The 18,893-nt window shown below is 74.3% G+C and carries 17 protein-coding genes; 5 read left to right on the top strand and 12 right to left on the bottom strand.

Annotated elements, in window-relative coordinates; genetic code table 11:
• Nucleotides 1–33: 33 nt before the first annotated feature.
• On the top strand, nt 34–492 hold the full coding sequence (locus HFV08_RS16645; protein ID WP_168540262.1) for a DUF3093 domain-containing protein: 459 nt from the start codon (nt 34–36) through the stop codon (nt 490–492).
• Nucleotides 493–510: 18 nt separating this feature from the next.
• Here the strand turns inward: HFV08_RS16645 and HFV08_RS16640 are convergent, their stop codons facing one another.
• The 4 genes from HFV08_RS16640 to HFV08_RS16625 form a co-directional block, all read right to left on the bottom strand.
• Nucleotides 511–1,440, bottom strand: coding sequence for a hypothetical protein (locus HFV08_RS16640; RefSeq protein ID WP_168540260.1), 930 nt, complete (start codon nt 1,438–1,440; stop codon nt 511–513).
• 17 nt (nt 1,441–1,457) lie between these two features.
• A complete protein-coding gene (locus HFV08_RS16635; RefSeq protein ID WP_003951337.1) occupies nt 1,458–1,754 on the bottom strand; it encodes a DUF4193 domain-containing protein in 297 nt (98 codons plus the stop codon).
• 393 nt (nt 1,755–2,147) lie between these two features.
• Entirely contained in the window at nt 2,148–3,428 is a 1,281-nt protein-coding gene (locus HFV08_RS16630; protein WP_168540258.1) for a sensor histidine kinase, read from the bottom strand.
• A gap of 4 nt (nt 3,429–3,432) precedes the next feature.
• Complete coding sequence (locus tag HFV08_RS16625; RefSeq protein ID WP_168540256.1) at nt 3,433–4,086, bottom strand: response regulator transcription factor; 654 nt, start codon at nt 4,084–4,086, stop codon at nt 3,433–3,435.
• Nucleotides 4,087–4,436: 350 nt separating this feature from the next.
• Between HFV08_RS16625 and HFV08_RS16620 the strand changes: the two genes are divergently transcribed.
• Nucleotides 4,437–4,610, top strand: a complete 174-nt coding sequence (locus tag HFV08_RS16620) for a hypothetical protein (protein ID WP_168540254.1) — start codon at nt 4,437–4,439, stop codon at nt 4,608–4,610.
• Between the two features lie 97 nt (nt 4,611–4,707).
• Here the strand turns inward: HFV08_RS16620 and HFV08_RS16615 are convergent, their stop codons facing one another.
• Nucleotides 4,708–5,511 carry an inositol monophosphatase family protein gene (locus HFV08_RS16615; protein ID WP_168540252.1) on the bottom strand — a complete coding sequence of 268 codons (804 nt, stop codon included), beginning with the start codon at nt 5,509–5,511 and terminating at the stop codon, nt 4,708–4,710.
• A 98-nt stretch (nt 5,512–5,609) separates the two neighbouring features.
• Nucleotides 5,610–6,737, bottom strand: coding sequence for a ferrochelatase (locus HFV08_RS16610; RefSeq protein ID WP_168540250.1), 1,128 nt, complete (start codon nt 6,735–6,737; stop codon nt 5,610–5,612).
• A gap of 269 nt (nt 6,738–7,006) precedes the next feature.
• Between HFV08_RS16610 and HFV08_RS16605 the strand changes: the two genes are divergently transcribed.
• The gene (locus HFV08_RS16605; RefSeq protein WP_168540248.1) at nt 7,007–8,314 is read left to right on the top strand and encodes a D-arabinono-1,4-lactone oxidase; all 1,308 of its coding nucleotides are present in this window, start codon (nt 7,007–7,009) and stop codon (nt 8,312–8,314) included.
• A 28-nt stretch (nt 8,315–8,342) separates the two neighbouring features.
• Here HFV08_RS16605 and HFV08_RS16600 read toward each other — a convergent pair whose 3' ends face one another.
• Nucleotides 8,343–9,599, bottom strand: a complete 1,257-nt coding sequence (locus HFV08_RS16600) for a hypothetical protein (protein WP_168540246.1) — start codon at nt 9,597–9,599, stop codon at nt 8,343–8,345.
• A 481-nt stretch (nt 9,600–10,080) separates the two neighbouring features.
• Here HFV08_RS16600 and sepH point away from each other — a divergent pair, with 481 nt between their 5' ends.
• Nucleotides 10,081–11,169 carry a septation protein SepH gene (gene sepH, locus HFV08_RS16595; RefSeq protein WP_168540244.1) on the top strand — a complete coding sequence of 363 codons (1,089 nt, stop codon included), beginning with the start codon at nt 10,081–10,083 and terminating at the stop codon, nt 11,167–11,169.
• 207 nt (nt 11,170–11,376) lie between these two features.
• On the opposite strand, the gene HFV08_RS16590 is transcribed toward sepH, so the two are convergent.
• On the bottom strand, nt 11,377–12,207 hold the full coding sequence (locus HFV08_RS16590; protein WP_168540242.1) for a sulfurtransferase: 831 nt from the start codon (nt 12,205–12,207) through the stop codon (nt 11,377–11,379).
• Between the two features lie 335 nt (nt 12,208–12,542).
• Here HFV08_RS16590 and HFV08_RS16585 point away from each other — a divergent pair, with 335 nt between their 5' ends.
• Nucleotides 12,543–13,370, top strand: a complete 828-nt coding sequence (locus HFV08_RS16585; RefSeq protein ID WP_168540240.1) for a VOC family protein — start codon at nt 12,543–12,545, stop codon at nt 13,368–13,370.
• Nucleotides 13,371–13,409: 39 nt separating this feature from the next.
• On the opposite strand, the gene HFV08_RS16580 is transcribed toward HFV08_RS16585, so the two are convergent.
• The 4 genes from HFV08_RS16580 to HFV08_RS16565 all read right to left on the bottom strand — a co-directional run bounded on the left by HFV08_RS16580 (nt 13,410) and on the right by HFV08_RS16565 (nt 18,865).
• On the bottom strand, nt 13,410–14,060 hold the full coding sequence (locus HFV08_RS16580) for a thymidine kinase (RefSeq protein ID WP_040247360.1): 651 nt from the start codon (nt 14,058–14,060) through the stop codon (nt 13,410–13,412).
• A gap of 52 nt (nt 14,061–14,112) precedes the next feature.
• Nucleotides 14,113–15,300, bottom strand: coding sequence for an alkaline phosphatase family protein (locus tag HFV08_RS16575; protein ID WP_168540238.1), 1,188 nt, complete (start codon nt 15,298–15,300; stop codon nt 14,113–14,115).
• Nucleotides 15,300–15,887, bottom strand: coding sequence for a DUF5998 family protein (locus HFV08_RS16570; protein ID WP_040247366.1), 588 nt, complete (start codon nt 15,885–15,887; stop codon nt 15,300–15,302). The genes HFV08_RS16575 and HFV08_RS16570 overlap by 1 nt, the downstream gene beginning before the upstream one ends.
• Before the next feature lie 62 nt (nt 15,888–15,949).
• Nucleotides 15,950–18,865: a bifunctional acetate--CoA ligase family protein/GNAT family N-acetyltransferase gene (locus HFV08_RS16565; RefSeq protein WP_168540236.1), complete on the bottom strand. Its 2,916-nt coding sequence runs from the start codon at nt 18,863–18,865 to the stop codon at nt 15,950–15,952.
• Between the last annotated feature and the right edge of the window lie 28 nt (nt 18,866–18,893).

Below are 18,893 nucleotides of genomic sequence, written 5' to 3'. Positions count from 1 at the left end.
CGCCGCCGTCCGGCCGCGTGCCAAGCTTGGCCCATGCAGCCTGCCGCCACGCCCTACGAAGAACGTCTGACCGCGCCCCGCTCGTGGTGGGCGATCGCGGCCCTGGTCGGGATCGCGGGCGGGCTGATCATGCTGCCCTTCGGTCCGCTGGCGCTGCTCGGCGGGCTGGTGGCGGGCGTGGCGGTGACGGCGGTGGTCGTCAGCTCCTACGGCGCGGTGCGCATCCGCGTCGTCCAGGGCTCGCTGATCGCGGGCGAGGCCCGCATCCCGCTGACCGCCCTCGGCGAGAGCCATGTCATGGACGCCGCGGAGTGCCAGGCCTGGCGCACGCACAAGGCGGATCCGCGGGCCTTCATGCTGCTGCGCGCCTATGTCCGCACCGGCCTGCGGGTCGAGGTGACCGATCCCGAGGACCCGACGCCGTACCTCTATCTCTCCACCCGCCACCCCGAGCGGCTGGCGGCGGCGCTCGGCGAGGTCCGCGCCTCCTGAGGGGCGGGGTGCCGGGCGTCAGCCGCCGAGTTCGGGCGGCAGGTCGGTGAGGTCGAGGGCCGCGGGCGGCTGCTCCAGCGGGTCGAGTCCGGCCAGCGCCTCCCAGGGGACCTGGCGGCGGCGGAGGTCCTTGCGGATGCGCTCGGCGAGCTTGCGGGTGTCGCGGCGGTTCATCATCGCGCCGACGGTGGCGCCCACCATGAAGGGCATCAGGTTCGGCAGATTGCGCACCATGCGCTTCATGATCTGCTGGCGCAGCTCACGCTTCATCTGGCCGCCGAGGGCGGCGTTGAAGGTCGACGGCTTGGTGACGTCGATGCCGCGCTCCTCGGACCAGGAGTTCAGGTAGGTCACGCTGCGCTCCTTGAGGTTGCCCTCCGGGCGCTGGCCGTAGACCTCGTACAGCTCGGCGATGAGCTTCAGCTCGATGAGGGCGACACCGCTGACCTCGGCCGCGAGTTCCGCGGGCATCGCGGGCGGCACCGGCAGCATCGCCGCGGCCCCGATTCCGGCGCCCACGGTGGAGGTGCCGTTGGCCGCGCCGGCGACGAGCTTGTCGGCGATCTCCTCGGGGCCGAGCCCGGGGAAGTGCCGGCGCAGGGTCGCCAGGTCGCGTACAGGGATGCGCGGGGCGGTCTCGATGAGGCGGTCCGCGAGGTGGCCGATGCCCGCCTTGGCGAGGCTGCCTCCTCTGCGTACCCCCTTCTTCACGGCCGCGCCGCGGCCGCCGGACCCGGATGGTCGGTCCAGGTCTGCTCTCTCGTCCGCCACGCGCTCCAGGGCGGCCCCCGTGCCGCTGTCCGGGGAGTCCCCGGAGGCGGCGGATGGTGCAGGCGCGAGCGAGGCCTCCTGGCCCCGCTCGTCGTCACGTGCGCCGCCGGACTGGTCGCCCTCTGCCTCCTGCCTTCCGCGGAAGAAGCGCTTGCGGGGCGGGGTCGAACCGGTCACGGCATGTCCTTCGCGTATCAGTCGCAGTCCCGGCAGATGGGCTGGCCGTTCTTCTCCCGCGCGAGCTGGCTGCGGTGGTGCACCAGGAAGCAGCTCATGCAGGTGAACTCGTCCTGCTGCTTGGGCAGGACGCGGACGGCCAGCTCCTCGTTGGACAGGTCCGCGCCGGGGAGTTCGAGCCCCTCGGCGGCCTCGAACTCGTCGACGTCGACGGTCGAGGTGGACTTGTCGTTCCGCCGCGCCTTGAGCTCCTCGATGCTGTCCTCGTTGAGGTCGTCATCGGTCTTGCGTGGCGTGTCGTAGTCGGTTGCCATATCGCTCTCCCCCTCTGGGTGTCTGCGGTGTCTCCAGCGCACGTAACGCGTGAGAGGCCGGACTTGTGCCCGACCTGAGGCGGAGATTTTGCCTCACATCAAGGTCTGTTACTCAATCGACACCCGACCGGACTCCCCGAGGGTGATCGGCTTGGGTGGCGAACGGGACCGTACACGGTCGCGATCTCGCACTTCACAGGGGCCACCCCCGTGTACTTCCCGTGATGAGGACCCCCGGAAACCCGGATCTTCCAGGCCTTCCGGCCCGGTGAGCGCACACGGAGAGTACAGGTGAACTCCGCTCTGTTGTGAGCGATCACACAGAATCCGGAAAGGTTGCCAGGCGCGAAGATTTCGCCGAAAGCGAAAGATGTCCCCCGGGAGCCGCGCCGCTCACAGCGGCAACGTGACGCGCATCACCAGTCCTCCGCCCTCCCTCGGCTCCGCGAAGATCTGCCCGCCGTGGGCCCGGGTGACCGAGCGGACGATGGACAGGCCGAGCCCCACCCCCTTGTCGCTGCCGGTCCGCTCGGTGCGCAGCCGCCGGAAGGGCTCGAAGAGGTTGTCGATCTCGTACGCCGGGACCACCGGGCCGGTGTTGGCGACCACGAGCACGGCCTGCCCCTGGGCGGCCTCGGTGGCGACCTCCACCCAGCCCGGCTCCGCGGTCTTCGCCTCGCCCCGCGGATCGGCCGGGACGTTGTAGCGCACGGCGTTCTGCACGAGGTTCAGCGCGATCCGCTCCAGCAGGACGCCGTTGCCCTGCACGATCACCGGCTCGCGGCTGCCGCGCAGCTCGATGTCCTTCTCCTCGGCCTCCGCGCGCACCTGGTCGATGGCCCGGGAGGCGACCTCGGCCAGGTCCACCGGCTTGCGCTCGACGATCTGGTTGTCGCTGCGGGCGAGCAGCAGCAGCCCCTCCACGAGCTGCTCGCTGCGCTCGTTGGTGGCGAGGAGGGTCTTGCCGAGCTGCCGCAGCTCCGGCGGCGCGGAGGGATCGGAGAGCTGCACCTCCAGGAGAGTGCGGCTGATCGCGAGCGGGGTGCGCAGCTCGTGCGAGGCGTTGCCGACGAAGCGCTGCTGTGCGGTGAAGGCCCGCTGGAGCCGCTCCAGCATGTCGTCGAAGGTGTCCGCCAGCTCCTTCAACTCGTCGTCGGGACCGTCGAGTTCGATCCGCCGGGCGAGGTCGGAGCCGGCCACCTGCCGGGCGGTACGGGTGATCCGGCCGAGCGGCGAGAGGACCCGTCCGGCCATGGCGTAGCCGAAGGCGAAGGCGATCACGCTGAGGCCGAGCAGGGCGAGCAGCGAGCGGCTCAGCAGGTCGTCCAGGGCCTCCTGGCGCTGGTGGTTCACGCACTCGTTGAGCGCCTGGTTGAACGCGTCCTGGGAACCGGTGGCGGAGACCAGGGCCGGACAGGCGTCGCTGGAGACCCGCAGCACGGTGCCCTGGACGATCTTGAACGGGAGTTCGTTGCCGACGTGGACGGCCTGCGCGGCGAGCAGGTAGATGATCGAGAGCAGCAGGATGCCCGCGATCAGGAACATGCCCCCGTAGAGCAGGGTGAGCCGTATCCGGATGGTCGGGCGCAGCCAGGGGAAGGGCGGGTCGACGCGGCGGGGGTCCCAGTTCGGGCGCGGCGGGGTCCCCGGGGGCGTGGGCGCGGAGCTGACCACGGGCTCAGATCCGGTAGCCGGAGCCGGGCACGGTCACGATGACCGCCGGTTCGCCGAGCTTGCGGCGCAGGGTCATCACGGTGACCCGTACGACATTGGTGAAGGGGTCGGTGTTCTCGTCCCAGGCCTTCTCCAGGAGCTGCTCGGCGGAGACCACGGCGCCCTCGCTGCGCAGCAGCACCTCCAGGACCGCGAACTCCTTCGGGGCGAGCTGGATCTCCCTGCCGTCGCGGAAGACCTCGCGGCGGTTGGGGTCCAGCTTGATCCCGGCGCGCTCCAGGACGGGCGGCAGCGGCAGGCTGGTGCGGCGGCCGAGCGCCCGGACCCGGGCGATCAGCTCGGTGAAGGCGAAGGGCTTGGGCAGGTAGTCGTCCGCGCCGATCTCCAGGCCCTCGACCCGGTCGCTGACGTCCCCGGAGGCGGTGAGCATCAGGACCCGGGTGGGCATGCCCAGCTCCACCAGGCGGCGGCAGACGTCGTCGCCGTGGACGAGCGGCAGGTCGCGGTCGAGGACGACCACGTCGTAGTCGTTGACCCCGATGCGCTCCAGGGCGGCGGCACCGTCGTAGACGACGTCTACGGCCATGGCCTCCCTGCGCAGTCCGGTGGCCACCGCATCGGCGAGCAGCTGCTCGTCCTCGACCACGAGTACGCGCACGTGACGTCCTTCCTGTGGAACCGCGCGGGGCGGCCCCGGCTCCGGGGGTGAGCCTCCATCCTGCCCCTTTCGGCCATAAACCGGCGGTAAGGCGGAGGGCGGCCCGGGGGCGGGGTCCGGACCGCGGCGGCGCAAGGGTCGCGCCCCGGACGGGGGAACGGGCGGAGATTTTCTTGCGGAGGCGAGGTTTCCGTCCAGGACGGCAGGGGGAAGACGACTGCACACCCGCGATCAGGCTTCCGCTGTGGCGTACCCACGAACCGCTTTCCGCAGGGCGGGGCAGCCGTGATCGTCCCCATTGGGCACACCCCCGTGCCACCGACCACGACCCAGGACGAGGGGGCGCAACCATGGACGCTTTCACCACGGGACTTCTGCAGCGCATAAGGGCGACCGAGTCCGACCTCCACCGGGCCCAGGAGACGGGCGACGACTTCCTCGTCGAGGTCGAGCAGTCCGAGCTGGACGATCTGCACCGGCTCGCCGCCGATCACGGAGTGGAGCTGGACGTACAGCACGCCTGAGCCCGCGCGGCTCGGCCCACGCAGGGGCAGGGCCCCGGCACCGGAGGGCTTCCGGTGCCGGGGCCCTGCCGTGTGCCGGGGTCCCGCGCGCCGGGTCTCAGTCGTCGTGCCAGGCGCCCAGCTCTTCGAGGCGCCCCTGCAGGGCTTCGAAGAGTCCGGGCGGCGCGGCCACCGTCAGCTCGCCGGACGCCGCCTGCCCGGGGCGCCCGCCGGTGAGGGCGCCCGCCTCCCGGGCGATGAGGTCGCCGGCCGCGATGTCCCAGGGGTTGAGTCCGCGCTCGTAGTACGCGTCGAGCCGGCCGGCCGCCACATCGCACAGGTCGATGGCGGCCGAGCCGCCGCGCCGGATGTCGCGCACCCGCGGGACGAGTGCCCGGACCACCTCGGCCTGCTTCGCGCGCCGCTCGGCGAGGTAGCCGAAGCCGGTGCCGACCAGGGCGAGGGCGAAGTCGGGGGCCGGGCGGACCCGGATCGGCCGGTCGTCGAGGTAGGCGCCCCCGCCGAGCACGGCGCGGCAGGTCTCGCCGCGCATCGGGGCGTGGACGACCCCGACCAGCGTCTCGCCGTCCTTGCGCGCCGCGATGGACACGCACCAACTGGGCAGTCCGTAGAGGTAGTTGACGGTGCCGTCGACGGGGTCGATCACCCACTGGACGCCGCTGGTGCCCTCGACGCTCGCGCCCTCCTCGCCGAGCACCCCGTCCTCGGGCCTGCGCTCGGTGATCAGCGAGGTGATCATGCGCTCGGAGGCGAGGTCCATCTCGGTGACGACGTCGACCGCGCTGGTCTTGGTGGCGGCCACGCCCAGGTCGTCGGGGCGGGCGTCGCGCAGGAAGTCGCCCGCGCGGCGGGCCGCCTCCAGGGCGGTGTCGAGGAGTTCGGCCCTCAGCTGGTCGGTCACTCGTTTCCTCCGGCCGGTCGTACGGGGTGGATGTGCGGGCCGGGCGGCGCTGCCCGGCCGGACAGGGGCGCGGATCCGGGCCGCCCCCGCCCAGGCTCTCAGGCGTAGGGACTCCCGGCTCCGGCGGCCGCCGGGCGGGGGGTCCTGGCCGGGCAGCAGCCGACCGGGCACAGGTCGTGGCTCGGGCCGAGGGCGCCGAGGGCGCAGCGCTCGACCGGCTGCCCGCGTTCGGCGGCGGCGCGCTCCAGGACCAGTTCGCGCACCGCGGCGGCGAACCGGGGATCGGCGCCGACGGTGGCCGAGCGGCGCACCGGCAGGCCGAGCTCGGCGGCCTTCTCCCTGGCCTCGGTGTCCAGGTCGTAGCGGACCTCCATGTGGTCCGAGACGAAGCCGATGGGGGCCATGACCACGGCGGGCGCCCCGGCCGCGTGGACGGACTCCAGGTGGTCGCAGATGTCGGGCTCCAGCCAGGGGATGTGCGGGGCGCCGGAGCGCGACTGGTAGACGAGCCGCCAGGGGTGGTCGACGCCGGTCCGCTCCCGTACCGCCCCGGCGATCAGGCGGGCGACCGCCAGGTGCTGGGCCACGTAGGCGCCGCCCTCGCCGTGCGCCTCCTCGGGGCCCGAGGTGTCGGCCGCGGCGGTGGGGATGGAGTGCGTGGTGAAGGCGAGGTGGGCGCCCTCGCGCACCTCGGCGGGCAGGTCCGCGAGGGAGGCGAGCACCCCCTCGGTCATCGGCTCGACGAAGCCCGGGTGGTTGAAGAAGTGGCGCAGTTTGTCGACGCGGGGCAGCGGGAGCCCCTCGGCCTCCAGGGCGGCCAGCGACTCGGCGAGGTTCTCGCGGTACTGGCGGCAGCCGGAGTAGGAGGCGTAGGCGCTGGTCGCGAGGACGAGGACGCGCCGCCGCCCGTCGCGGACCATCTCGCGCAGGGCGTCGGTCAGATACGGCGCCCAGTTGCGGTTCCCCCAGTACACGGGAAGGTCCACGCCGTGCTCCGCGAAGTCCTCGCGCAGCGCGGCGAGCAGCTCGCGGTTCTGCTCGTTGATCGGGCTGACGCCGCCGAAGAGGAAGTAGTGCTGCCCGACCTCCTTCAGCCGCTCCCGGGGGATGCCGCGGCCCCGGGTGACGTTCTCCAGGAAGGGCAGCACGTCCTCGGGGCCTTCGGGGCCGCCGAAGGAGAGCAGCAGCAGGGCGTCGTACGGACCGGGATCGCGCTCTGGGGACATGGCAGAGATCCTGCCACCCGGCCCCCGCCCGGCCGCAGGCGACCGGCCCGGGCTCCGCCACCGCTTCCCCGCGCCCGGCATCCGGGGGGCGGACCGGTAGCGGGCCGAAGGCCGCGAAAGGGCACATGAGTATGATCCAGCAGCGAACCGGCGGGTCACACGGGCGCCGGTCGCGGTGCCCCTCGTCGCGAGCCGCGGGTCCCAGGACCCGTCCGGGGGGTACGTGCCATGCGCGCGCGGCGCGTCGCGACCCGGAGGGACCTCACCACATGCCGAAGAACAGCGGTGCCTGGCGCAACTGGGCCGAGAACGTCGTCGTCCGCCCCGCGCGGGAGGTCACCCCCGCCTCGGTGGAGGAGCTGCGCGAGGCGGTGGCGGCGGCCGCCGCGGACGGGCTGCGGGTCAAGGCGGTGGGCACCGGGCACTCCTTCACCGCCGCCGCGGCCACCGACGGAGTGCTGGTCCGCCCCGAGCTGCTCACCGGGATACGCGAGATCGACCCGGCGGCGGGCACGGTGACCGTCCTCGCCGGGACCCCCCTGAAGCGCCTCAACCGGGCGCTCGCCCGAGAGGGGCTCTCGCTCGCCAACATGGGCGACATCGAGGAGCAGACCGTCGCCGGGGCCGTCGCCACCGGGACGCACGGCACCGGCCGCGAGACCGCCTCGCTCGCCGCCCAGGTCCGCGCCCTGGAACTGCTCACCGCCGACGGCGAGTTGCTGCGCTGCTCCCCCGAGGAGAACCCGGAGCTGTTCGCCGCGGCGCGCCTCGGACTCGGCGCGCTCGGCATCGTGACGGCGCTCACCTTCGCGGTGGAGCCGCTCTTCCTGCTCACCGCGCGTGAGGAGCCGATGAGCCTCGAGCGGGTCACCGCGGAGTTCGACCAACTGCACGCCGAGAACGAGCACTTCGAGTTCTACTGGTTCCCGCACACCGGCAACTGCAACACCAAGCGCAACAACCGCAGCGCGGGACCGGCCGCCCCGGTCGGCCGGGTCCGCGGGCTCCTGGAGGACGAGGTCCTCTCCAACGGCGCCTTCCAGCTGGTCAATTCGCTCGGCCGGGCGGTTCCGGCGACGATCCCGCCGCTCGCCCGGTTCTCGAGCACCGTCCTCTCGGCCCGGACCTACACCGACATCCCGCACAAGGTCTTCACCAGCCCCCGCCGGGTCCGCTTCATCGAGATGGAGTACGCCCTCCCGCGCGCCGCCCTGGTGGAGGTGGTGCGCGAACTCCGCGCCCTGATCGAGCGCTCCGGGCTGCGGGTCAGCTTCCCGGTGGAGGTGCGCACCGCGCCCGCCGACGAGGTCTGGCTCTCCACCGCCGCCGGCCGCGAGACCGCCTACCTCGCGGTGCACCTGTACCGCGGCACCGCCCACCAGGCCTACTTCGGCGCCGCCGAACGCCTCTTCACCGCCCATGGGGGCCGCCCGCACTGGGGCAAGATCCACACCCGGAGCGCCGAGTACCTCGCCGCCGCCTATCCGCACTTCGGCGATTTCAGGGCCCTGCGCGACCGCCTCGACCCCGGCCGCCTCTTCCAGAACGACTATCTGCGCCGGGTACTCGGCGACTGAGCCGGGCGCCCGCCCCGGCCGCGGAACCTCACCGCCCCTCGCGCCCCGAGGTCGAATTCCCCTGCCCGGCGGGCGACTTGCCGCTCTCGCCGGACTCGCCGGTGGCCTTGCCGCCGCTCGGCTCGGGCGCGGGCGTCGAGTCGCCGTCCCCCGGTACCTCCGGTGAACTGCCGTTCGGATCGCTCTCCCCCGGCCGCTGCGACCGACTCGCCCCCGGGGAAGGCGTGTTCGCCCCGTCCCCCTCCGGGGCCCCGTCCTTCCCCGGCGTCTCCTTCTGCTCCGGAGTGGGCGAACCGCCGTCCTGGCTCCCGGAGTCGGAGGGCTCCTCGCCGGTGTCCGCGGGCCCCCGGGGCGCGGGGTCCGAACGGTGACCGCCGCCGGAGACCACATCACCGACCGTGGTGCCGCCGCGCCCGCCGTCCAGGCTCTGGCCGGAGACGAGTTCGTACGCGGTGATCCCGCCCATGGTCAGCGCGAAGACCGCCGCGGTGGCGAGGAGCGGGCGCTTCAGGGAGGCGCGGCGGGCGCGGTGCACCGAGGGGGCGCCGAAGCCGTCGTCCGGGCGGGGGCCGTCCGGGTCGCCGAACCGGCCGTCCCGGTACGGCTGTCCGGCCTCCCCGTACCGCGCGCTCCGCGGTTCGGACCCGGCGGCGAACGGGCCCGGGGCGGCGCCCGTGAGCAGGCGGGTGGCGTCCCGGCCCGGGTCCTCCCCGGGCGCGGACTCACCCGGGGGGAGCCCGGGGACAGGTGTGCGGTCGCCGCCGGGCTCCGGGGTGACCCGGGGCAGCAGGCGGGTGCGGTCGGCGGCCGGGTCGCGCAGCAGCGGGGTGCCCCCGGCCGCCGCGCCCCCGGCGGCGGCGGTGCCCCAGGTGGTCAGGGCGGGCGGGCCGCTCGGCAAGGGGGGCGGGGCGGAATCAGGCCGGAAGGTGGGCGGTACCGGTTCACCGCCCGAAGTCACCGGCACCTGGCGGGACTTGGGCTTCGCCTGGACGGCCACCTCGCGGATCTGCTCGCCGGTGCGCCGGAAGAAGTGCTGGAAGAGGGTGCCGCCGCAGGTGGCCACCACGCTCACCACACCCGCGCCCAGGATCGTCCCGTAGACCCCGAGGTTGGCGGCCAGTTTGGCGGCGACCACCGCCGCCACCGCGCCGCCCGCGACCTGCGGCAGGTTCAGGTCGAGCCGGCGCCCGCGCCCGGACTCCTCTTCCTCCTCGGCCGCCGCGCGCCCCGGCGCCCCGGCCCGGGCGCGGCCGCCGCCCGACGGCTTCCGGTCCCTCTCCGGCATCCTTCGCATACCTGACCCTTGCCTGCCTTTCTCGTCGAAGTACATGGGCTCCGGGAGAAAGGGACGTACGGGCGAAGTCCGTAGTTCCGATTACGGCGATCACGTGAAGAACGCCACGGACCGTGACGGCCGAATCAGGGCCCCGCGCGGCCAACTGCCGCCCCCCGCGAGAAGTTCGGTGGCGCGCCGCCCCACCGACATGGCACGAATGGAGTAGTGTGACGAGCCCTGGGTCAGGTCTCCCACCAGGGTGACGGGGGCTCGCCAGGGCCGCCAGGGGGGAGACTCGTTGCACAGGGTGACCTGCCCGGTCACCGAGCGTTGCGAACTGGTAACCGTGCCATAACGGCGGTCCAGGGCCCACGCCCGACACGCCGGGCAACTCGGCAAGGTTGTGGCAGGCTGCACCCGGGCAGGCCACACTCGACTAGCGGAAGCAGCGACGCAGGTGACGTCGGCAGGCACCACCCGGGAGGTCCCCATGCCCGAACTGCGTGTCGTGGCCGTCTCCAACGACGGCACACGGCTGGTGCTCAAGGCTGCGGACAGCACGGAGTACACGCTTCCCATCGACGAACGGCTCCGCGCTGCCGTACGCGGTGACCGTCCGCGCCTCGGGCAGATCGAGATCGAGGTGGAGAGCCACCTCCGCCCCCGTGACATCCAGGCGCGGATACGAGCCGGTGCCACCGCCGAGGAGGTCGCCCAGCTCGCCGGTATCCCCGTCGACCGGGTGCGCCGCTTCGAGGGCCCGGTCCTCGCCGAGCGCGCCTTCATGGCCGAGCGCGCCCGCAAGACCCCGGTGCGCAGGCCCGGCGAGAACACCGGCCCCCAGCTCGGGGAGGCCGTGCAGGAGCGCCTGCTCGTCCGCGGTGCCGAGAAGGACACCGTGCAGTGGGACTCCTGGCGCCGCGACGACGGCACCTGGGAGGTCTGCCTGGGCTACCGGGTGGCCGGTGAGGCGCACACCGCGAGCTGGACGTACGACCCGCCCCGGCGGCTCGTCCAGGCCGTGGACGACGAGGCGCGCTCGCTGATCGGCGAGTCCGACGACCTCGCCGAGCCGGAGCCGAGCTTCCCCTTCGTCCCGCGGATCGCCCGCCTGCCCAGGGACCGGCCGCTGGACCGGGACCGCCCGCTGGACCGCGGACTCGACCGGCAGCTGCCGCCCGCCTCCCCGCCGCCCGCGGCGGAGACGGAGGAGTCCACGACCGCGACCGCCGGGACCGACCAGGGCCGCGACTCGCTCACCAGCCTCCTGGAGGCGGTGCCGAGCTTCCGCGGTGACCTGGTCGTGCCCGAGCGTCCGGCTCCGGCCGCCGCCGAGCACACCCCGGAGGACGACGAGCCCGAGGCGGAGCCGGAGGCCGAGGAGCCGCCCGCGAGCGCGGCCGGAGCCGGTGCCGCCTACGCGGACGTGCTCATGCCGCGCGCCGTGGCCAGCCACCGCGACCGCCTGGTCGGCTCCACCGACCGGCAGGCGGAGGCCGACGGGGTGCGCCCCGGCCGCCGGGCTGCCGTGCCCAGCTGGGACGAGATCGTCTTCGGCACCCGGCGCAAGAAGGAGTAGCGGTCCGGCCCTCGCCGGGCAGGACCCCGAGCGGTCGGCACCTGACCGCGCATGGCTGAGGGGAGCGCACCGCTTCGGTGCGCTCCCCTCAGCCATGTCCGGCGGAGTCGGCGGCTGACGGCAACGGGGCAGTCGCGCGTGCCGGCCCCCGCGAGCCCGGCCCGATCCGATCCGGAGAGGGAAGGCCCCGGGCTCAGTGCCCCGCGCTCACTGCGGCTCGGCGCCGGTGGCCACCGGCCGGGAGCGGTCCGCGGTCCACTCGGACCAGGAGCCCACATAGAGCGCCGCCTCGATTCCGGCCACCTCCAGGGCCAGCACCTGCTGGGCGGCGGAGACCCCGGAGCCGCAGTAGACGCCGACCTCCTCGGCCGCGGGGGCGCCGAGGGCCGCGAAGCGGGCCGCCAGCTCGGGGGCGGGCCGCAGCCGTCCGTCCGCGGCCAGGTTCTCGGTGGTGGGCGCGGAGACGGCGCCCGGGATGTGGCCGCCCACCGGGTCGATGGGCTCCACCTCGCCGCGGTAGCGCTCGGCGGCCCTGGCGTCCAGGAGCAGCCCCCGGCGGGCGAGCTTCGCGGCGCCGTCGGCGTCCAGGACCGGCATCCCGCCCGGCCGGGGCACGAAGTCACCGGGCGCCGGCGTCACCTCGCCGCTCTCCCGCTCCCCCGTCCAGGCCGGGAACCCGCCGTCCAGGACCCGTACGCGCGCGTGCCCGGCCCAGCGGAGCAGCCACCAGGCCCGCGCGGCGCCCCAGCCGAGCCCGTCGTCGTAGACCACGACCTCGGAGTCCGCCGACACACCCGCCCGGCGCAGGGCGGCCCCGAGGACGGCCGGATCGGGCAGCGGATGGCGCCCAGCCGGTCCCGGCGGGCCCGCCAGCTCCGCGTCGAGGTCCACGAACACCGCGCCCGGGAGGTGTCCCGCCAGGTAGGCGGGGCGCTGGTTCGCCCCGCCCGCCGGCTGGAAGCGGACGTCGAGGAGGACGGGCGGCCGCTCGCCCGCGAGGGCGTCGGCGAGCCCGGCGGCGGTGATCAAGGAAGTCATGCTCCCCATCCTCGCGCACCCGGTGGCCGATTCGGCTCGGCTCGGCCAATCTGCACTCAGCAACGCGCACCACCACAGGGTGTACGGGAGTGGGCACACGGTGTAGAACTGAGCGACGCCTCTCGGCGAGCGGACGGTCACCCACCGGAATCCGCGCGGTGGCCGCCCTCCGGCGAACCGCATCCCGGTGGTGGACGCCGTACCGGAGTGCGTCCGCCACGCGCGCAGGACACGAACCGGACCCGGTCGCCGCACGGCGCCCCGGGCACCGGCCGCGGGCGACGGCACCGGGCGGTGGACGGGTGAGGCCCCGAGAGGGCCCGAGGAGAGTGACGATGACCGAGGCACAGCAGCCGCAGACCACGGGGCTTCGCGACAGGGCGCCGCGGCGGTCGCCGGGCGAGCCCTGCTGGGTGAGCCTGATGGTCCACGACATCGCGGGCATCCAGCACTTCTACGAGTCCCTCTTCGGCTGGGAGTTCGCCCCCGGACCGGAGCAACTGGGGCCCTACGTAAGGGCGTTGGTCGGCGGCCACGATGTCGCGGGAATCGGCCAGCTGCCGCCGGACCGGCATCTGCCGGTGGCCTGGACCCCGTATCTGGCCACCGAGGACACCAACCGCACCGCGGAGACCATCCGGCTCTGCGGGGGCACGGTCGGGGTGGGGCCGCTGGACGCCGGGGAGGCGGGGCGGCTCGCCCTCGCCTCCGACACCGCGGGGGCGGTCTTCGGCATCTGGCAGCCCGCCGAGGGGCTCGGCACCGCGGTCAGCGGGGTGGCCGGGGCCCCGGCCTGGAACGAACTCCTCACCCGGGAGACCGAGAGCGTGGTGAAGTTCTACCAGGCGGTCTTCGGCTACGAGGTGGAGGCCGAGGTCTCGGCCGACTTCGACTATCTGACGCTGCACGTGGGCAGCAGACCGGTGGCCTCCCTGCACGGCGTCGGCCAGTCGCTGCCGCGCGACCGCGGGGCGCACTGGATGACCTTCTTCGAGGTCGACGAGCCCGACGAGGCGGCCGCGCTCGCCGCCGACCTCGGCGGGCAGATCCTGCAGCCGCCGCGGGACGCCGCGCACGGCCGGGTGGTGACGATCGCGGACCCCGAGGGCGCCGCCTTCACGCTGATCCGCTCGGCGCACCGGCGGCCCCGGACGGCTCTCTGAACGGAGGCCCCGGCAGGTGCAGTCGGGTCCGCCGCGCTCTCAGTGCGGGGACACCGGCAGTACATCGGGCGAGAGGGCGCCGGCCCGGGCCGCCGCACTGGTCATCCGGCGCCGGTGGTGGCGGCGGCACAGCACCTCGTAACCGACCTCCTCCGCCGCCTGGTTGACGTCCCCGACCACGACCTGGGCGCCCTCGACGATCATGCGGCCGCCCACCGTACGGGCGTTGTGGGTGGCCCGGGCTCCGCACCAGCACAGCGCCTCGACCTGCAGTACCTCTATGCGGTCGGCGAGTTCGATGAGGCGCTGGGAGCCGGGGAAGAGCTTGGTGCGGAAGTCGGTGGCGATACCGAAGGCGAAGACGTCGAGTTCCAGGTCGTCCACGATCCGGGCGAGCTGGTCGATCTGCTCCGGGGCGAGGAACTGCGCCTCGTCCACCAGGACGTAGTCGACCCGGCCGCCGCGGGTGATGAGGTCGACCACGTAGGCGTACATGTCCATGCCCTCGGCGGCCTCGACGGCGTCGCGGACCAGCCCGAGGCGGGAGGAGAGCTTGCCGTGCCCGGCCCGGTCGTCGCGGCTGAGGATCACTCCCTGCAGGCCCCGGGCGGAGCGGTTGTGCTCGATCTGGAGGGCCAGCGTGCTCTTTCCGCAGTCCATGGTTCCGGAGAAGAACACCAGCTCGGGCATGGGAAGGAGACCTTTCGGGTGGGGGTCGGCTTCGGGCGGCGGTCGGGCCGGCTCAGGTGCGGACTTCGACCAGCGGGACGAGCTGCTCGGCGGGCGTCATCGAACCATGGTTGCCCACCATCGCGGACTCCTTGGGCTCCCGGCGCGAGGCGGTGACCAGGACGTCGTCCCGGGCCGCGGCGATCACCTCGCCCAGCCGCGGCAGGACGCGCTCGTCGACCTCGGGCCCGAACCAGCCCGCCGCGACGGCCTCGTCCCGCCCGGCCACCCAGAACTGCTCGCCGAGGACCTCGCGCCACACCGTGAGGACGTCCCCGGCGGCGCCGGGCACCGCGTAGACGTGCCGGGCGCGGCCCTCGCCGCCGAGCAGGGCGACTCCGGCGCCCAGCTCCCAGTCCTCGTCGAAGTCGATGCGGTGCTGCTCGTCGAAGGGGATGTCGACCATGCCGTGGTCGGCGGTGACATAGAGGGCGCTGCGCGGCGGGAGCTGCTCGGCGAGGCGCCGGACCAGGGAGTCCACGTAGCGCAGCTGGGCCCGCCAGGGCTCGGAGTCGACGCCGAAGCGGTGCCCGGCGCCGTCCAGTTCGGAGTAGTAGGTGTAGACCAGGGCCCGGTCGTCGGCGGCGAGTTGAGCGGCCGCGGTGTCCATGCGCTCCTCGCCGGTGGGTCTGCCGAGAAACGTTCCGCCGCTGAGCGCGATCTTGGTGAGCGGGGTGTTCTGGAAGGCCGGGGCGGTGACCTGCGCGGTGCGCACCCCCGCCGCGGCGGCCCGCTGGAAGACGGTCGGATACGGCTGCCAGGCCTCCGGCGGCGACCAGGGCTGCCAGCGCAGCTGGTTCATCAGCTCGCCGGTGGCCGGGTTGCGCACGGTGTAGCCGGGCAGCCCGTGCGCGCCCGGCGGCAGCCCGGTGCCCACCGAGGCGAGCGAGGTCGCGGTGGTGGCCGGGTATCCGGCGGTCAGCGGCAGTCCGGTGCCGCCGCGCGAGGTGTGCAGCAGCGAGGTGAGGAAGGGCGCCTCGCCGGGGTGGGCCTTCAGCTGCTCCCAGCCCAGCCCGTCGACGAGGAAGACGCAGACCCGGTCCGCGACCGGCAGCTCGGTCAGCCGCGCCTCGAAGCCGGGCACGCCGAGACCGGCGGCGAGGGTGGGCAGCAGATCGGCGAGGGAACCGGTGCCGTAGAGCGGCACGGGGGCGGTGTCGAGCGCGAGGGGCTCGGGTTCGTCCCAGGTGGCCTGGCCCATCAGTTCCGGGTGTCCGGTGTCGCTTCGGAGAGGGCCTTGGCGAAGGCGAGGGTCTGCCGCACGGTGTCGGCGCCGTCGCCCGCCTCGCTGACCCGCAGGCTCAGGTCGTCGGCGGTCGAATTGCCCGTATAGCCGTGGTCCGCCTCGCAGTTGGGATCGCCGCAGGCCGCCGGCTCCAGGTCGATACGGGAGACGGCGCCCCAGCCGATGGTGAGGACGACCTCCCGCGGCAGGGTCCCGGGGGTGTACGACTCCGGGTTCGCCACCACCCGGCTCACCACGACCGAGGAGATCCGGCCGAGCTTCACGGACTCCGTGGAGGTGGTGGCGTAGGGGCTCGGGGAGGTCGCGTCGGCCGCCTGCTCGTCGGTGTGGCTCACGATGAAGCGGGTGCCGGTCAGCACCAGCACGGTGACGTGGCGGCGGACCTCGTTCGCGTCGAAGGTCGTCTCCTGGTGGACCAGGTACGAGCAGAGGGGCTCCGAGCCCACCGCGGCCTCCACGGCCTCGGCCACGAGAGCCGGGTAGTAACCGCTGCGCTCGATCGCCGCGCGCAGCCCCTGGGTCGTCGTACTGGTCTTGGCCATGCGGCCATCCTACGGCCCCCGGCGGCCCCCGCGGTGCGTGCGTGCGGCGGTCCCTTCACCCGTCAGTAGGAGGGGAGGGTGCGCGGGCCCAACTCGCCGCGCGCGGGCGGCCTGGCCAGACGCAGGCTCGCCCCGAGGACGGAGAGCCCGTGCGGGGCGACCACGACCGGTTCCAGGGTGACCGCGACGACCTCCGGGTGGTCGTCGACGAGCCGGGACAGGCGCAGCAGCAGCTCTTCGAGGGCCGCGGTGTCCACCGGTGCCGAACCGCGCCAGCCGAAGAGCAGCGGGGCGGTGCGGATCGAGCGGATGGCGGACTGGGCCTCCCGGTCGGTCACCGGGATGAGGCGGTGCGCGGTGTCGCCGAGGAGTTCGGAGGCGGCGCCCGCGAGACCGAAGGTGAGCACGGCCCCGGCGGCCGGGTCGACCACGGCGCGCACCACGGTGTCCACGCCGCGCGGCATCATCGCCTGCACCACCGGGCGCAGCTCGGCGGGGCTGCCGAGGCTCTCGGTGAGCTCGGCGTAGGCGCGGCGCAGCCGGTCCTCGTCGGCGAGGTCGAGGCGGACGCCGCCGAGGTCGGCGCGGTGCCGCAGATGCGGGGCGGTGGTCTTGAGGGCGACCGGGTAGCCGAGCGCGCGGGCGGCCTCGGCGGCGGCGTCCGCACTGGGCGCCGGGGGCGAGGGGCGCACGGCGATGCCGTAGGCGGCGAGCAGCGCCTCGGCGGCCACCGGTTCGAGGGTGAGGCCGCGGGGGTCGTCCCCGGCGCCGGCCAGCTGCTCCTCGATGAGCGCGGCGGCGGCCTGCTCCTCGATGTCCTCGTACTCGGGCACCCGGCCGGGGTCGGCGGCCCACTCCCGGCGCCACTGGGCGTAGCGCACGGTCTCGGCGAGGGCCCGCACGGCGCGCTCCGCGGCCGGATAGGCGGGGATGCGGCGCGGCGGGCCGGGCTCGGTGTCCGGGCCGCCGGGGTCCGCGATGCCGGTGTCCGGGGCCCCGGTGACGGAGGAGCCGGTGGGAGCGGGGCCGGGGGTCGCAGCCCCAGGGGCCGCGGGGCCCGGGGCCTCGGGCCGCGGTCGCGGGGTGGCGGAGGAGGAGCGGGGCGGGGCGGTGCTGGTCGCGGCGGACAAGGCCCGGGCCAGTCCGCCGAGTTCGAGGTGGACGACGGCCACCGGCTTGGCCGGGTACTCGGCGGCCGCCGCGCGCAGGGCCTCGGCCAGCGCCTCGTCGCCCGCGCCGCCCTCCTGCACGCTCGGGATGGCGGTGACCACGACCGCGTCGCACCGCTCGTCGGCGAGGGCCCCGCGCAGCGCGTCGCGGAAGGCCTCGGGCGAGGCCTCGGTGGTGAGGTCCAGGGGGCGCAGCGGGCGCAGCCCCTCGGAGAGGCAGGCGTCGTAGGTGAGCAGGCCGAGGGATTCGGAGTTGCCGAGGATGGCCACCCGGGGCCCGCCCGGCAGCGGCTGCCCGGCGAGCAGCAGCCCGGCGTCGACGAGTTCGGTGATGGTGTCCACGCGGATCACCCCGGCCTGCCGCAGCAGGGCCGAGACGGTGGCGTACGGCAGGCGGCTGGCGCGGACCGCGTGGCCGAGCGGGGAGACCCCGCTGTGCCGGGCGCCCTGCACCACCACGAGCGGCTTGGCGGCGGCGGTGCGGCGGGCGAGGCGGGTGAACTTCCGCGGATTGCCGAGGGTTTCGAGGTACATCAGGGCGACATCGGTGTCCGGGTCGTCGTACCAGAACTGCACGAGGTCGTTGCCCGAGACATCCGCCCTGTTGCCCGCGGAGACGAAGGTGGAGACGCCGGTCACCCCGGTCACACCGCCGCCGCGCCGGTGCAGGCTGGAGAGCAGGGCGATGCCGATGGCGCCGGACTGCACGAACAGGCCGATGCGTCCGGGCCGCGGCAGCTCGGGGGCGAGCGAGGCGTTGAGCAGGGTGCCGGGCGCCGTGTTGACCACCCCGAAGGCGTTCGGGCCGATCAGCCGCATCCCGTACGAGCGTGCCTGGCGCACCAGTTCGCGCTGGAGCTCGCGTCCGGCGGGGCCGCTCTCGGCGTATCCGGCGGAGAGCACCACCAGCCCCTGGACGCCGTGTTCGCCGCACTCGGCGACCGCCTCGGGGACCTGCGGTGCGGGCACCGCGAGCACCGCGAGGTCCACCGGCTCGGTGATCTCGGCCAGGGTCCGGTGCGCGGGGACGCCGTCCAGCTCGGTCTGCTCCGGCGCGAAGGCCCGGTTCACGGCGTGTACGCGGCCCTGGTACCCGGCGGCCAGGAGATTGCCCAGGACGGTGCGGCCCACTCCGCCGGGGGCCCGGCCGGTGCCGATGACCGCGACCGAACCGGGGTTGAGCAGGCGCTGCACGGAGCGGGCCTCGGCGCGCTGCTCGCGGGCCCACTGCACGGCGACCGAGGCCTCGGTGGGCTCCAGGTCGAAGGAGAGGCGGACGACGCCGTCCTCGAAGCTGCGCTCCTGCTGGTAGCCCGCGTCGGTGAAGACCTTGATCATCTTGCTGTTGGCGGGCAGCACCTCGGCGACGAAGCGGCGGATCCCGCGCTCACGCGCCACCGCCGCGATGTGTTCGAGGAGGGCGGAGGCGACCCCGCGGCCCTGGTGCGCGTCCTGGACGAGGAAGGCGACCTCGGCGCCGTCGGCGGGGGCGGAGGCGGCCCGGCCGTTCACGTCGATGCGGTCGTAGCGCACGGTGGCGATGAACTCGCCGCCCACGGTGGCCGCGAGGCCCACCCGGTCCACGTAGTCGTGGTGGGTGAAGCGGTGCACATCGCGAGCCGACAGGCGCGGGTAGGGCGCGAAGAAGCGGTAGTACTTCGACTCGTCCGAGACCTGCTCGTAGAAGCTGGTCAGGCGGTCGGCGTCCTCGGTGGTGATGGGCCTGATGCGCGCGGTCCCCCCGTCGCGCAGCACGACGTCCGCCTCCCAGTGGGCGGGGTAGTCGTGCCGGTCCGACGGCGTCTGCATGGGGCCAGCGTACGGGCCCCGGCCCGGT

Origin of the sequence: Streptomyces physcomitrii, assembly GCF_012273655.1 — a bacterium.
Taxonomy (GTDB): Bacteria; Actinomycetota; Actinomycetes; order Streptomycetales; family Streptomycetaceae; genus Streptomyces; species Streptomyces physcomitrii.
The sequence above is the reverse complement of the archived record's forward strand: the minus strand, read 5'-3'. Positions and strand labels throughout refer to the sequence as shown.

Coding starts and splice junctions, on each gene's coding strand:
- HFV08_RS16610 (WP_168540250.1), bottom strand. CDS start 6,737: ATGTCCCCAGAGCGCGATCCCGGTCCGTACGACGCCCTGCTGCTGCTC.
- HFV08_RS16565 (WP_168540236.1), bottom strand. CDS start 18,865: ATGCAGACGCCGTCGGACCGGCACGACTACCCCGCCCACTGGGAGGCG.
- HFV08_RS16585 (WP_168540240.1), top strand. CDS start 12,543: ATGACCGAGGCACAGCAGCCGCAGACCACGGGGCTTCGCGACAGGGCG.
- HFV08_RS16590 (WP_168540242.1), bottom strand. CDS start 12,207: ATGACTTCCTTGATCACCGCCGCCGGGCTCGCCGACGCCCTCGCGGGC.
- sepH (WP_168540244.1), top strand. CDS start 10,081: ATGCCCGAACTGCGTGTCGTGGCCGTCTCCAACGACGGCACACGGCTG.
- HFV08_RS16645 (WP_168540262.1), top strand. CDS start 34: ATGCAGCCTGCCGCCACGCCCTACGAAGAACGTCTGACCGCGCCCCGC.
- HFV08_RS16620 (WP_168540254.1), top strand. CDS start 4,437: ATGGACGCTTTCACCACGGGACTTCTGCAGCGCATAAGGGCGACCGAG.
- HFV08_RS16635 (WP_003951337.1), bottom strand. CDS start 1,754: ATGGCAACCGACTACGACACGCCACGCAAGACCGATGACGACCTCAAC.
- HFV08_RS16600 (WP_168540246.1), bottom strand. CDS start 9,599: ATGCCGGAGAGGGACCGGAAGCCGTCGGGCGGCGGCCGCGCCCGGGCC.
- HFV08_RS16570 (WP_040247366.1), bottom strand. CDS start 15,887: ATGGCCAAGACCAGTACGACGACCCAGGGGCTGCGCGCGGCGATCGAG.
- HFV08_RS16580 (WP_040247360.1), bottom strand. CDS start 14,060: ATGCCCGAGCTGGTGTTCTTCTCCGGAACCATGGACTGCGGAAAGAGC.
- HFV08_RS16575 (WP_168540238.1), bottom strand. CDS start 15,300: ATGGGCCAGGCCACCTGGGACGAACCCGAGCCCCTCGCGCTCGACACC.
- HFV08_RS16605 (WP_168540248.1), top strand. CDS start 7,007: ATGCCGAAGAACAGCGGTGCCTGGCGCAACTGGGCCGAGAACGTCGTC.